This window comes from Pantoea eucrina (genome assembly GCF_020079945.1).
GTDB lineage: Bacteria > Pseudomonadota > Gammaproteobacteria > Enterobacterales > Enterobacteriaceae > Pantoea > Pantoea eucrina.
Genome location: NZ_CP083448.1, coordinates 2680556 through 2693668, shown reverse-complemented (window position 1 = coordinate 2693668; position 13113 = coordinate 2680556). Strand labels below are relative to the sequence as shown.

The following is a 13113-nucleotide window of genomic DNA, read 5'->3' as shown; positions in this document are numbered from 1 at the left end:
ACCCTGGCGTATGTATCGATGCACCTGCGTTTATACGATTTCACCGCAATCAAAAAGGGCGTCATTAATGACGCCCTTGCGTTAATCTCCGCCGTATTCATATAACCCTGAAAAATTACGGTGCGGGATAGGTATACTGCCGGTGGATGGTTTCCAGCGCTTCCAGCACATCGGCGTTCAGCGTCAGATTAAAACTCTCCACATTCATTTTCAGCTGCTCCAGCGTGGTCGCGCCCAGCAGGGTACTGGCAACGAACGGCTGCTGGCGCACATAGGCGAGGGCCATTTGCGATGGATCCAGATTATGCTGCTTTGCCAGGTCGACATAGGCGGCGATCGCCTGTTGCGACTGCTCACTGCTGTAACGGGTAAAGCGGCTGAACAGCGTGTTGCGGGCGCCAGCGGGCTTCGCGCCATTCAGGTACTTGCCGCTCAGAGTACCAAATGCGAGGCTTGAGTAAGCCAGCAGCTCCACGCCTTCATGCTGACTAATCTCGGCCAGCCCAACCTCAAAGCTGCGGTTCAGCAGACTGTAAGGGTTCTGAATCGTCACAATCCGCGGCAGCTCATGTTTTTCAGCCAGCTGCAGATAGCGCATTACGCCCCAGGCGGTCTCATTCGAAACGCCAATGTAGCGGATCTTACCGGCGCGCACCTGTTCGGTCAGCGCTTCCAGCGTCTCCAGCAGGGTCACGGTCGCGGTACTTTCGCTGTACTCGTAGCCGAGCTTGCCAAAGTAGTTAGTCTGGCGCTGCGGCCAGTGCAGCTGATAAAGATCGAGGTAGTCGGTATTCAGACGCTTCAGGCTGGCATCCAGCGCTTCGCGAATGTTTTTGCGATCGAGCGCCTGATGCGGGCGGATCAGCGCGTCGCTGCCGCGAACCGGCCCGGCGACTTTGCTGGCGAGGATCACTTTATCGCGGCTGCCGCGCTTTTTCAGCCAGCTGCCAATGTATTGTTCAGTTAATCCCTGGGTTTCAGGACGCGGCGGAACCGGGTACATCTCTGCGGTATCGATCAGATTGATGCCCTGGCTCACAGCGTAATCGAGTTGTTCGTGGGCGTCGGCTTCGCTGTTTTGCTCACCAAACGTCATCGTGCCTAGCCCCAGTTGACTGACTTCCAGCGTACTATGGGGGATACGGTGATAATGCATTGCCGGCTTCCTTTTTTCATTATGAAACGGAATGTTCTGTCCTTTCGGACTATAGCCTGTCTGACACAGAGGAAGGAAGAGGGGAAACTCCGGGAAATCGCCTGCACGGAGGAAAACGCCGTGCAGGCCGGGTAATCTGGCACTTAACGTTCAATGATGGTGGAAACTTCATCACCGTTGATCTGCATAACGTGACCCTGCCGATCGGTGTACTCAACCAGGCCGGTCTCTTTATCGATCGAGGGCTTGCCCTCGGTCATAATCATCTGGCCATCTTTTGTTGCCATCACATAGTCACTACTGCAACCGCTCAGCACTGACGCTGCCAGCAGTAAACCCGCTACACCCGCTAACCCTTTCATTATCCGCTCCCTGAGCTGCTCCAACTGCAAAAGTGTAGTAATAAATGCTTTTACCTGACGAAGTAATCGCATGATTCTTAAAAAAGCGAGAGATAGCGTGCATTAGCTTGACAAGCAGGCACGTTTCCTGCTGGTTGCTCAGCACCTGAAGAGTGTAACGTTAGCTGGCGGACGCTGGCAAAACCAGACGTCGGAAAATGTGCGGTATAAGAGAGCGTGTAGTGAATTACAGTAAAAAATGGCGCGCCAGCAGCGCAGCCGTAAAGTGCTTTTTAAGATAGAAGCCGCGCGGCAGCGTCATAATGCGTTCACCATGCTCACCTACGGCTTCCGTCAGCGCCCGGTTGTTGGCTGCTTTGGGACGGATTTGCAGCCAGGCGCCGTGGCGGGCGGTAATACGCTCGACCTGCCCCAGCACAATCATATCCATCAGCTCCTCCCAGTCGGCGCGCAGCTGCTGCTCCTCTTCTGCGTCTGGCTGCCAGAGCAGGGGCGTACCCACCCGACGCTCAGCCAGTGGGATCGTGCGCTCGCCCTCAACCGGGATCCACAATACCCGCGCCAGCTTATGGCGCACATGGCTTGACGCCCAGGTCACGCCGCTGTTACCCGTCAGCGGCGCCACACAGACAAAGGTGGTCTCCAGTGGCCTGCCCTGAGCATCAACCGGAATGGTTTTAAGCTCGATACCCAAATGCGCAAAATCCTGCTCTGCTTTACTGCCGGCGCTGGCACCCAGGTGCAGCTCCAGCAGCATGCCGACCCAGCCTTTATCGCGTTTAAGATTATCAGGTACCGGCAGGTTAAGCCGGGCTGCCAGGGTTTCCAGCCGCTCTCCGGCCAGCTGATGCGCACGCTGCAGCAACTCTTCTTCACTTATCGGGGAACCGGGCAAAGGATCGTGAAATGTCATGATCAATATCTGATTTGGTTAAAAAATAATCAGTTTGCGGGCGGGCAGGTTGTCCACATCGCCTCTTTCTGAACGGGCGTCATAATAGCATGATTCACACTGCTTTTTTGAATGACTGCAGCAGCAGGTACGGTTCAGAGAGACAGTTTATCCCGATTTGTCCGCCACAATAAACAGGATATCAGTGTAAGTTATCCACAGATAAATGGGATAAGCCCGTCCTGAGCCGATCCCTGTTTCTATTTACAGGGCCTGCTGAACCGCAATGCGCGATTTTTTTGCATCATCTGACCAGGTTTAGGGCATTCCTTGTGGATAAAAACAACGGCGGTTGTTTTTTAATCACACGTCTCTCTTTGTCTGACCCGCGCTAAAAAAAGCCTTTCGGACTGACACCATTTTTTTAATTAAGCTATTAATTATAATCATATATTTATCAGGATAAGAATCCTCTGTTTTGCGCTGGCGTTAAACTGTCTGCAGTTAATTACCGCGTTCTGCACAAAGCTATCCACAGAAAAAGTGCATAAGATCGCACAACAGGCAGGGTAACTGTTTATAAGTTAAGTCATCTCTGTGGGTTAACTCTTTTTTATTCTGCGGAGGTCCGGCTTATCCAGTGGTTTACCGCCTGTAAGGAGTGTGAAACAATCAGACCATTCAAATTAAGCTTTGAGGTAGTCCAGTGATCGATGATGATGGCTACCGCCCGAATGTTGGTATCGTAATCTGCAACAGGCAGGGGCAAGTGTTATGGGCCAGGCGCTTTGGACAGCACTCCTGGCAGTTTCCTCAGGGAGGCATCAATCCGGGTGAAACCGCAGAGCAGGCGATGTATCGCGAACTGTTCGAAGAAGTGGGTTTACACCGCAAAGATGTTCGAATACTTGCTTCAACCCGTAACTGGTTACGTTACAAGTTGCCTAAACGTTTGGTGCGTTGGGATACAAAGCCGGTCTGTATCGGCCAGAAACAGAAGTGGTTTCTTCTGCAGTTGATGTGTAATGACGCGGATATCAATGTGCAACACAGCAGCACACCCGAGTTTGATGGCTGGCGCTGGGTGAGCTTCTGGTATCCGGTACGTCAGGTGGTCTCCTTCAAGCGCGATGTTTACCGGCGCGTCATGAAAGAGTTTGCTGGCGTGGTAATGTCGATGCAGGAGAGTGTGGGGCAGCGCAATAACCCTGTTGCCCACCGTCGTAAAAGAGGATAGGCCACGCCCCTTATGCTCACTCAGTTGCGCGAAATAGTAGAAAAAGTGGCGGGTGCACCGCGTCTGAATGAAGCACTCGACATTCTGGTTAACGAAATCTGCCTGGCGATGGAGACCGAGGTCTGCTCGGTTTACCTCGCCGATCACGATCGACACTGCTACTACCTGATGGCGACCCGCGGTCTGAAAAAACCGCGCGGCCGTACGATCGCACTGGCGTTTGATGAAGGCATTGTCGGCCTGGTTGGCCGGCTTGCTGAACCCATTAACCTGGCCGATGCGCAGAGTCACCCCAGCTTTAAATATATTCCTGCCGTAAAAGAAGAGCGTTATCGCTCTTTCCTTGGTGTACCTATTATCAGTCGTCGCCAGCTACTGGGCGTGCTGGTGGTGCAGCAGCGCGAACACCGTCAGTTTGATGAGAGTGAAGAGTCATTTCTGGTGACGCTCGCCACGCAAATGGCGGGGCTGCTCTCACAGTCACAGCTCGGCCAGCTATTTGGCCAGTTCCGGCAAACCCGTGTTAAAGCGATTGCCGCCTCTCCGGGCGTGGCGGTGGCGATCGGCTGGGTGGATGAAACACAGCCGCTGCTGGATCAGGTTTCTGCCGCATCAACCCTTGATCCCCAGCGCGAGCGCGAGCGGCTGGTGGTGGCGATGGGGGAAGCGGGCAATGAATTCCGCCGTTTCAGTAAACGCTTTGCGGCCGGCGTGCAGAAAGAGAGCGCGGCAATCTTCGATCTCTACTCGCATCTGCTGACCGATGCGCGGCTGAAAAAAGATCTGTTTGCGGAGATCGAGCGCGGATCGGTGGCTGAGTGGGCGGTGAAAACCGTGATCGAAAAGTTTGCGGCGCAGTTTGCCAGCCTGCAGGATCACTATCTGCGCGAACGGGCCGGCGATCTGCGGGTGCTGGGGCAGCGGCTGCTGTTTCATCTTGATGATACGCTGGTGGGAACCAACGCCTGGCCGGAGCGCTTTGTGCTGGTGGCCGATGAGCTGACGGCCACGACGCTGGCCGAGCTGCCGCATGAGCGGCTGGCAGGCGTGGTCGTGCGCGACGGCGCCGCTAACTCACATGCGGCGATCCTGACGCGGGCGATGGGGATCCCGACCGTGATGGGTGCCGATATCCTGCCGGTGCAGCTCAACAAGCGGCAGCTGATCGTTGATGGCTATCGCGGGGAAGTCCTGATCGATCCTGAGCCGGTGCTGGTACAGGAGTATCAGCGTTTGATCAGCGAAGAGAACGCGCTGAGCAAAATGGCGGAAGGCGTGGTGGATCAGCCCGGTGAGTTGAAAAGCGGGGAGCGGGTGCAGGTCATGCTCAATGCCGGTCTTAGCCCGGAGCATGAGCAGGCGCTGGACAGCTGGGTCGATGGCATCGGCCTTTATCGTACTGAGATCCCGTTTATGCTGCAAAGCGGCTTCCCGTCAGAAGAGGAGCAGGTGGCGCAGTACCAGGGCATGCTGCAGCTGTTTTACGATAAGCCGGTCACGCTGCGCACGCTGGACGTCGGCGCGGACAAACAGCTGCCCTATATGCCAATCAGCGAAGAGAATCCGTGTCTTGGCTGGCGCGGTATTCGCCTGACGCTCGATCAGCCGGAGATCTTCCTGGTCCAGGTGCGGGCCATGCTGCGCGCTAACGTCGCCTCCGGAAACCTCAATATTCTGCTGCCGATGATCAGCCATATTGATGAGATCGATGACGCGCGCCGGCTGATCGATCGCGCCGGACGTGAAGTGGAGGAGGTACTGGGCTATCCCATTCCCCGGCCGCGTATCGGCGTTATGATCGAAGTGCCCTCAATGCTGTTTATGATCCCGCATCTGGCCAGCCGCGTTGATTTTATCTCGGTCGGCACCAACGATCTGACGCAGTATCTGCTGGCGGTGGATCGCAACAACACCCGGGTCGCAAACCTCTACGATCCGCTGCATCCCGCCATGCTGCGCGCGCTGCATACCATTGCGCGTGAAGCCCGGGAAGCCAAACTTGAGCTCTGCCTGTGTGGTGAAATGGCGGGCGATCCTATGTGTGTCGCGCTGCTGGTCGGGCTTGGCTATCATCATCTCAGCATGAACGGCAAAAATATTCCGCGGGTGAAGTACCTGTTGCGACATCTGGATCGGGAGGAAGTACAGAAGCTAAGCCAGCAGGGCATTGCAGCGCATACCGCTTCGGAAGTGCGTCATCTGGTTGCGGCATTTATGGAGCGTCGCGGTCTGGGTGGACTGATTCGCGGCGGTCGTTAACGGTTTACATTTCTGCGGAAACTGTGAAAAGCGGCTGTGCTATGATGCGCAGCCTTTTATTGTCTGGCCCTTTAGCCACGCCCACGTTGGGCAGAAAAATCGATGGTGAATAATGAATAACGGCTACATTTCATTTCCCCAATTCGATCCGGTGATCTTCTCAATCGGACCGATTTCGCTTCACTGGTACGGCCTGATGTATCTGGTGGGCTTTGTTTTTGCCATGTGGCTTGCGGTGCGCCGCGCCAACAAGCCCGGTAGCGGCTGGACGAAAGACGAAGTGGAAAACCTGCTTTATGCCGGATTCCTCGGCGTCTTTCTCGGTGGTCGTATCGGCTATGTGCTGTTTTACAATCTGCCGCTGTTTCTGGAAAACCCGCTCTACCTGTTCAAGGTCTGGGATGGCGGCATGTCCTTCCACGGTGGCCTTATCGGCGTGATTGTGGTCATGCTGATTTTTGCCCGTCGCACGAAACGTACCTTCTTCCAGGTGTCTGACTTCATTGCGCCGCTGATCCCGTTTGGTCTTGGCGCGGGTCGCCTCGGTAACTTTATCAATGGCGAACTGTGGGGCCGCGTGGCGCCCGATTTTAAATTCGCGATGCTCTTTCCGGGATCGCGCAGTGAAGATCTCGCGCTGGCGGTGAATAACCCGCAGTATCAGCAGCTGCTGAATACCTATGGCGTACTGCCCCGTCACGCCTCCCAGCTCTATGAGCTGTGTCTGGAAGGCGTGGTGCTGTTTCTTATTCTCAACCTGTTTATTCGCAAACCGCGTCCAATGGGCAGTGTCTCCGGACTGTTCCTGATTGGTTACGGCGCGTTTCGCATTATTGTCGAGTTTTTCCGTCAGCCGGATGCGCAGCTGGGGCTGTTTGAAGGCGGTATCAGCATGGGGCAGATCCTCTCTGTGCCGATGATTCTGGCGGGCATTATCATGATGGTCTGGGCGTATCGTCGTCGTCCGCAGCAACAAACCCGAGAGGTAAAATGAAACAGTATCTGGAACTGATGCAGCATGTGCTGAATGAAGGCGCAGAAAAGGCCGACCGTACCGGTACCGGCACGCTTTCCATTTTTGGCCACCAGATGCGTTTCAATCTGCAGGAAGGCTTCCCGCTGGTCACCACCAAAAAAGTGCACCTGCGCTCTATCATTCACGAGCTGCTGTGGTTCCTGAAAGGGGAAACCAACATTCAGTATCTGAAAGAGAACAAGGTCACCATCTGGGATGAGTGGGCGGATGAAAACGGAGATTTAGGTCCGGTCTACGGCAAGCAGTGGCGCAGCTGGGGCAGCGCCTCTGGCGCAGAGATCGATCAGATAAGCAGAGTCATTGAGCAGCTGAAACGCGATCCGGACTCACGCCGCATTATTGTCTCAGCCTGGAACGTGGGCGAGCTGGATCAGATGGCGCTGGCTCCGTGCCACGCCTTTTTCCAGTTCTACGTCGCGAACGGCAAACTCTCCTGCCAGCTCTATCAGCGTTCGTGCGATATCTTCCTCGGCCTGCCGTTTAATATCGCCAGCTATGCGCTGCTGGTGCATATGGTCGCGCAGCAGTGCGATCTGGAAGTGGGTGATTTTGTCTGGACCGGTGGCGATACCCACCTTTACAGCAACCATCTGGAGCAGGCTTGCCTGCAGCTGACGCGCGAACCACGTCCGCTGCCGAAGCTGGTGATTAAGCGTAAGCCAGCCTCAATTTTCGACTATCAGTTCGAGGATTTTGAGGTAGAAGGCTACGATCCCCATCCTGCCATCAAGGCCCCTGTGGCAGTCTGATCTGCTCCCGATCGCACCTGAGCCCTGCCGCTGTGCAGGGCTTTTTTTTTGCCTGTCAGGCCACGTTTTTCTGACGCTGCCGCACAAAAAAATGGTTCTCTCTGTAGCGGCTGAAGCACGTCTGTGATCCACTCCTGACCGCACAACTGTCACGCTTGTAGCGCTGCTGCGCTGACGGCAGAGTGACGTCATGAACAGAGATAATCATCACGGATTTACCCTGCCGGAACTGCTAATCGTCATGCTCATCGCAGGCGTACTGGGCGGCGGGGCGATACAGGGGTGGCAGCGGTGGCAGCAGCAGCAGCAGCTGCGCGAAAGTGTGCTGCAGCTGCAGGCGTTTTTGCTGCAGCTGCGTGCGCATGCGGGCTGGCATAATCGCGAGCTAAAGCTCTGGCTGCAGCCGGGTCAGGGTGGCTGTCTCGGTACCGGCCCCGTACCGCCTGCAGGCTGCACGACGCCCTCGCGCTGGTGGTTCACGCCACCGTATGCAGGCATACACCTCAGCGCACTGACGGGCGAACCCGGTTTTTACGGGCGCAGAGACGTAGCGCGCGCCGGTAGCGTGGAAATAACGAGCGCTGCCGGGCGCTGGCGCGCAATCATCTCTGCCCGCGCGCGTGTTCGTCTCTGCCAGCCGGAAGCAGCGACGTGCGGGTAGCTCAGGCCGGGTTCAGCCTGCTGGAAACGCTGATTGCGCTGGCGATAAGCGCCATGCTGATGCTTAGCCTGGGGCGTTTTCTGCCGCTGCTGCTGGAACAGAATCTGCGGCTGCAGCAGCGGGTACAGCTGCAGCAGGAGCTGGAGCAGATAGCCGGCATGCTGGAAAAAGCGCTGCGCCGGGCGGGCTACTGCCGGGGAACCTGCAGCGGTGCGCCACTGACGCTGGCAAACAGCGGCAGCTGTGTGCTGCTGCGCTGGGATGAGAACAGCAACGGTCGCTGGGAGGGAGCGGGGCATAGCGACAGTGATTACTACGGCTATCGTCTGCGTAGCGGGCAGCTGGAGATGCAGCGCGGCGTTGAGGCGTGTCACGGTAGCGGCTGGGAGCGCATCACCGATCCCGCATTTATGCTGCTGGAACGTTTTCAGGTCAGCCGCCAGCAGCGCTACCTGCGGCTGGAGCTGGCGGCACGTGCAGGTCAGCAGCAGGTCACGCTGGTACGCGTTATCGAAGGCATCAATCTGTGAACCAGCGGGGCAACAGTACGCTCGGCATGATCATGATGCTGCTGCTGCTGGGAGGCGTAACGCTGCATGCGACCCGCCAGCAGCTGAGCCGCAGCATGGTGCTGGTTGCCGATACGCAGCACTACTTTCAGCATCACAGCCAGGCGCAGGCGGCGCTGCGCTGGGGAGTGCAGCAGCAGTGGTCGCCGGCTGAAGGCTGGCAGTGTCAGCAGTGGACAACCGCGCAGTGGCAGAGCTGTCTGCTGCGCAGGGAGGAAGGGCATGGCTTGTTATCCGCGCGCCAGGCAGGCAGCGCACTCTGGCTCTACCGCTGGGTTGAACTTCGTGGAACGCGCGTGCTGGCCTTGCCGCACGGCTGGATTGACTTCTGCCCGCTGGCCGCGCCGGAGGCGTGTCCGGGAGAGGCAGTTACAGCGGGGATTTAGCCTCGCCGAGGCGCTGGTGGGCATGCTGCTGCTGGCGCTGAGCATCTCGACGCTGCTGCACTATCAGCGTGCGCTGACGCTGGGGTTCAGCCAGCAGTGGCAGCAGCGACAGGCGTGGCAGGTTGCGCAGCAGGCGTTGCTGGGTCATGACACAGCGGGCTGGCACACGCAGCGCCAGCAGCAGATTCTGCCAGGTAGCTGCACGCTGGAGCGGGTGACCGTGACCGGCCCGCATCAGCGCACAGCGATGCTGGCACGGCTGAAATGTCACGAAGATGACCAGATTAATAGGCATCTCCGCCGTTTAAGGGTAGAGTGACCAGGCTGTAGGGTACTGCTTTGTTAAAGGAGAATTATGTTCCGGGTTTACCACTCCAATCAGCTCGATCTGTTGAAAAATCTGGCAGGCATCCTGATTGAAAACCAGCCTCTCGCCGATCCTTTTGCGGCTGAACAGGTGCTGGTACAGAGCCCGGGAATGGCGCAGTGGCTGCAGATGGAGCTGGCAAACAGCTTTGGCATTGCCGCAAATATCGATTTCCCACTGCCTGCCACCTTTATCTGGAGCATGTTTGTGAAGGTGCTGCCGGGGATCCCGGAAGAGAGCGCCTTTACTAAAGCCAACATGAGCTGGAAGCTGATGCAGCGCCTGCCGGTGCTGCTGGAGCAGGAGACGTTTCAGTCGCTGCGGCTCTATCTGCAGGATGACGACGACAAGCGTAAGCTCTACCAGCTCAGCACCCGCGTCGCCGACCTCTTTGACCAGTATCTGGTCTATCGTGCTGACTGGCTCAACAGCTGGGAGCATGGTGCACTGATTGAGGGACTGGGTGACGCTCAGCAGTGGCAGGCGGCGCTCTGGCGCGATCTGGTCAGCTTTACGGAAAGCCTCGGTCAGCCGATGTGGCACCGTGCCAATCTGTACGCCCGCTTTATTGAAACGCTGGAACGGGCTGAAAGCACGCCGCCTGGCCTGCCGCCGCGCGTATTTATCTGCGGTATCTCCGCGCTGCCGCCAGTCTACCTGCAGGCGCTTGAAGCGCTGGGCCGCCATATCGATATTCATCTGCTGTTTACTAATCCCTGCCGCCACTACTGGGGGGATATTCAGGATTACGCGTTTCTGGCAAAGCTGCAGAGCCGTCAGCGCCGCCGTCTGCATTCAGAGGAGACGCTGCCGCTGTTTCGCGAACCTGAAGCCGCCTCCACGCTGTTTAACAGCAGCGGTGAACAGCAGCTGACAAACCCGCTGCTCGCCTCCTGGGGAAAGCTGGGACGCGATAACCTGTTTCTGCTCAGCCAGATGGAGTCAGCCGCCAACGATATCGATGCATTTGTCGATCTGCCTGATGACACGCTGCTGCACAACCTGCAGGCTGACCTGCTGAATCTTGACGATCGCGCGGTGATTGGTCTGAGTGCCGGAGAGCTGATGAACAGCGCAGAGAAGCGCCCTCTCGATCCGGCCGATCGCTCCATCACGCTGCAGATCTGTCACAGCGCACAGCGTGAAGTGGAGGTGCTGCAGGATCACCTGCTGGCGATGATGGAGGCCGATCCTGAGCTTAAGCCGCGCGATATCATCGTTATGGTGGCAGACATCGATAGCTATGCGCCCTTTATTCAGGCGGCATTTGCCAGCGCACCGCCGGATCGCTATCTGCCATTTGCCATTTCTGACCGTCGTGCCAGTCAGGCTCATCCGGCCATTCTGGCGCTGCTGAGCCTGCTGACGCTGCCGGAGAGTCGCTTCGCCTCAGAGGAGATCCTTGCGCTGCTGGAGGTGCCGGCGCTGGCGCAGCGTTTTTCCGTGGATGAGAGCGGGTTGCGTCTGCTGCGCCGCTGGGTCATGGAGTCCGGTATTCGCTGGGGGCTGGACGATGCCAGCATTGAAGCGCTGTCGCTGCCGGTTACCGGCCAGCACACCTGGCGTTTTGGCCTGCAGCGTATGCTGCTGGGCTATGCGCTTGAGAGCCGCAACGGTGACTGGCAGGGGATCCTGCCTTACGATGAGTCAAGCGGTCTGATCGCAGAGCTGGCGGGACATCTGGCCGAGCTGCTGATGCGGCTTGATACCTGGCGCAGCCGGCTGGCCGGTGAGCGCACGCTGGCGGAGTGGCTGCCGCTGTGCCGTGAGCTGATTGACAGCTTTTTCAGCGGGGATGCCGAAAGCGAGGCGGCGCTGCTGCTGGTAGAGACGCAGTGGAAAGAGATCATTGAACAGGGTATGGGATCTGCTTATCAGCAGCCGGTGCCGGTGACGCTGCTGCGCGATGAGCTGCGCTCACGCCTCGATCAGCAGCGCATCAGCCAGCGTTTTCTGGCAGGTCCGGTAAACTTCTGTACGCTGATGCCGATGCGCTCAATTCCCTTCAAAATCGTCTGCCTGCTGGGTATGAATGATGGCGTCTACCCGCGCACGCTGGCACCGGTAGGGTTTGACCTGATGCAGCAGCAGACGCGCAAAGGCGACCGCAGCCGGCGCGATGACGATCGCTATCTGTTCCTTGAGGCCCTGATTTCAGCCCAGCAGCAGCTCTATATCAGCTATATCGGCCGGGCGATTCAGGATAACACCGAGCGCTATCCCTCAGTGCTGGTCACGGAACTGCTTGATTATCTGGGGCAGAGTTTCTGCCTGCCGGGCGATGAGCAGTGCGAGCCGGACATCAGTGAACAGCATGTACGTGAGCACTTACAAACGTTGCACAGCCGCATGCCATTTGCCGCAGAGAATTTTGCGCCTGACACTCACCGGCAGAGCTTTGCTGCCGAATGGCTGCCGGCGGCTACCGGCCGCGGCGTGGCACAGCCCGACTTCGTGCAGCCGCTGGCGGTGAAAACGCAGGAGATTGTGACGCTGGAACAGCTGCTGCGCTTCTGGCGTCATCCGGTTCGCGCCTGGTTTCAGCAGCGTCTTGGCGTCTCATTCTGGACAGAAGAGAGTGAGTTGCCCGATAGCGAGCCCTTTGCACCTGATAGCCTTGAGCGCTATCAGTTAAACGCGCAGCTGCTCAATGCGCTGGTGAACGGCGAGGATCCGCAGCAGCTCTATGCGCATCATCGCGCAGCAGGTAACCTGCCTTATGGCGCCTTTGGTGAACTTTTCTGGCAGAGCCAGACCGAAGAGATGCAGGAGGTTGCGGCGGAAGTCGCCGGAGAGCGCCTGCCGGCAGAGAGTCAGGAGGTAAATCTGCAGCTCGGTACCGTGCGGCTGACCGGCTGGCTGACGCAGGTGCAGGCTGATGGTCTGCTGCGCTGGCGGCCTGGCGTGCTGAACATGAATGACGGACTGCAGCTGTGGCTGGAGCATCTGGTCTACTGTGCGCTGGGCGGCAGCGGCGTAAGCCGGATGTATGGCCGTAAACAGAGTTGCTGGCGCTTTCATGCCGTAGCCGCCGACCGGGCGCAGTCGCTGCTGGCAGAGTATGCCGCCGCCTGCGAGCAGGGGCTGGCGCAGCCGCTGCTGCTGTTAAACAAAAGCGGCGGCGCCTGGCTGGAGGCGAGCTTCGATCGCAAAAGCGGCCAGCTGCTGGAAGATGACGCCACGCAGAAAAAGGCGCTGAATAAGCTGCTGCAGGCGTGGCAGGGCGGCTATCAGGTGCAGGGGGAGGGCAGCGATCCTTATCTCCAGCGCCTGAATCGCACGCTGAATGAGGAGATGCTGCAGGCGATTATCGCTGCAGCACGGCAGTGGTATCTGCCGGTACGTCTCGCCCATCAGGATGATAAATAGCTGCTAAGCGTCGCGCTTACGCCAGAATAATATGTTGATAAACCTGCGCGGAAAACCAGCCGCAGGGCAG

12 protein-coding genes are annotated in these 13113 nt (G+C 57.7%); 9 read left to right on the top strand and 3 right to left on the bottom strand.

Annotated features, from left to right (window positions below):
* Positions 1-115: 115 nt before the first annotated feature.
* From LAC65_RS12840 to mutH, 3 genes are all read right to left on the bottom strand, one after another.
* Positions 116-1156 (bottom strand): NADP(H)-dependent aldo-keto reductase, encoded by a 1041-nt coding sequence (locus LAC65_RS12840; RefSeq protein WP_224144785.1) that lies wholly within the window; start codon positions 1154-1156, stop codon positions 116-118.
* Between the two features lie 143 nt (positions 1157-1299).
* Positions 1300-1518, bottom strand: a complete 219-nt coding sequence (locus LAC65_RS12835) for a YgdI/YgdR family lipoprotein (protein WP_039379973.1) — start codon at positions 1516-1518, stop codon at positions 1300-1302.
* A 226-nt stretch (positions 1519-1744) separates the two neighbouring features.
* On the bottom strand, positions 1745-2431 hold the full coding sequence (gene mutH, locus LAC65_RS12830) for a DNA mismatch repair endonuclease MutH (protein ID WP_039379971.1): 687 nt from the start codon (positions 2429-2431) through the stop codon (positions 1745-1747).
* Between the two features lie 685 nt (positions 2432-3116).
* On the opposite strand from mutH, the gene rppH reads away from it, so the two are divergent.
* The 9 genes from rppH to recC all read left to right on the top strand — a co-directional run bounded on the left by rppH (position 3117) and on the right by recC (position 13043).
* A complete protein-coding gene (gene rppH / locus LAC65_RS12825) occupies positions 3117-3647 on the top strand; it encodes an RNA pyrophosphohydrolase (RefSeq protein ID WP_039379969.1) in 531 nt (176 codons plus the stop codon).
* Between the two features lie 12 nt (positions 3648-3659).
* Positions 3660-5906: a phosphoenolpyruvate--protein phosphotransferase gene (gene ptsP / locus LAC65_RS12820; protein WP_039379967.1), complete on the top strand. Its 2247-nt coding sequence runs from the start codon at positions 3660-3662 to the stop codon at positions 5904-5906.
* A gap of 112 nt (positions 5907-6018) precedes the next feature.
* A complete protein-coding gene (gene lgt / locus LAC65_RS12815) occupies positions 6019-6900 on the top strand; it encodes a prolipoprotein diacylglyceryl transferase (RefSeq protein ID WP_039379964.1) in 882 nt (293 codons plus the stop codon).
* A complete protein-coding gene (gene thyA, locus LAC65_RS12810) occupies positions 6897-7691 on the top strand; it encodes a thymidylate synthase (RefSeq protein WP_039379962.1) in 795 nt (264 codons plus the stop codon). The genes lgt and thyA overlap by 4 nt, the downstream gene beginning before the upstream one ends.
* A 190-nt stretch (positions 7692-7881) precedes the next feature.
* Positions 7882-8352 (top strand): prepilin-type N-terminal cleavage/methylation domain-containing protein, encoded by a 471-nt coding sequence (locus LAC65_RS12805; RefSeq protein ID WP_039379959.1) that lies wholly within the window; start codon positions 7882-7884, stop codon positions 8350-8352.
* Positions 8343-8882, top strand: coding sequence for a prepilin peptidase-dependent protein (locus tag LAC65_RS12800; RefSeq protein WP_039379955.1), 540 nt, complete (start codon positions 8343-8345; stop codon positions 8880-8882). Before LAC65_RS12805 ends, LAC65_RS12800 begins: the two co-directional genes overlap by 10 nt.
* Positions 8879-9307, top strand: a complete 429-nt coding sequence (locus LAC65_RS12795) for a DUF2509 family protein (RefSeq protein ID WP_083429503.1) — start codon at positions 8879-8881, stop codon at positions 9305-9307. Before LAC65_RS12800 ends, LAC65_RS12795 begins: the two co-directional genes overlap by 4 nt.
* 22 nt (positions 9308-9329) lie before the next feature.
* Positions 9330-9626: a prepilin-type N-terminal cleavage/methylation domain-containing protein gene (locus LAC65_RS12790; RefSeq protein WP_113655886.1), complete on the top strand. Its 297-nt coding sequence runs from the start codon at positions 9330-9332 to the stop codon at positions 9624-9626.
* A 36-nt stretch (positions 9627-9662) separates the two neighbouring features.
* Positions 9663-13043: an exodeoxyribonuclease V subunit gamma gene (recC, locus tag LAC65_RS12785; RefSeq protein WP_039379950.1), complete on the top strand. Its 3381-nt coding sequence runs from the start codon at positions 9663-9665 to the stop codon at positions 13041-13043.
* The last annotated feature ends 70 nt before the right edge of the window (positions 13044-13113 follow it).

Excerpts from the sequence above, each read along its gene's own strand:
- LAC65_RS12840 (WP_224144785.1), bottom strand. The coding sequence starts at position 1,156 with ATGCATTATCACCGTATCCCCCATAGTACGCTGGAAGTCAGTCAACTG.
- LAC65_RS12835 (WP_039379973.1), bottom strand. The coding sequence starts at position 1,518 with ATGAAAGGGTTAGCGGGTGTAGCGGGTTTACTGCTGGCAGCGTCAGTG.
- mutH (WP_039379971.1), bottom strand. The coding sequence starts at position 2,431 with ATGACATTTCACGATCCTTTGCCCGGTTCCCCGATAAGTGAAGAAGAG.
- ptsP (WP_039379967.1), top strand. The coding sequence starts at position 3,660 with ATGCTCACTCAGTTGCGCGAAATAGTAGAAAAAGTGGCGGGTGCACCG.
- lgt (WP_039379964.1), top strand. The coding sequence starts at position 6,019 with ATGAATAACGGCTACATTTCATTTCCCCAATTCGATCCGGTGATCTTC.
- thyA (WP_039379962.1), top strand. The coding sequence starts at position 6,897 with ATGAAACAGTATCTGGAACTGATGCAGCATGTGCTGAATGAAGGCGCA.
- LAC65_RS12805 (WP_039379959.1), top strand. The coding sequence starts at position 7,882 with ATGAACAGAGATAATCATCACGGATTTACCCTGCCGGAACTGCTAATC.
- LAC65_RS12790 (WP_113655886.1), top strand. The coding sequence starts at position 9,330 with ATGCTGCTGCTGGCGCTGAGCATCTCGACGCTGCTGCACTATCAGCGT.
- recC (WP_039379950.1), top strand. The coding sequence starts at position 9,663 with ATGTTCCGGGTTTACCACTCCAATCAGCTCGATCTGTTGAAAAATCTG.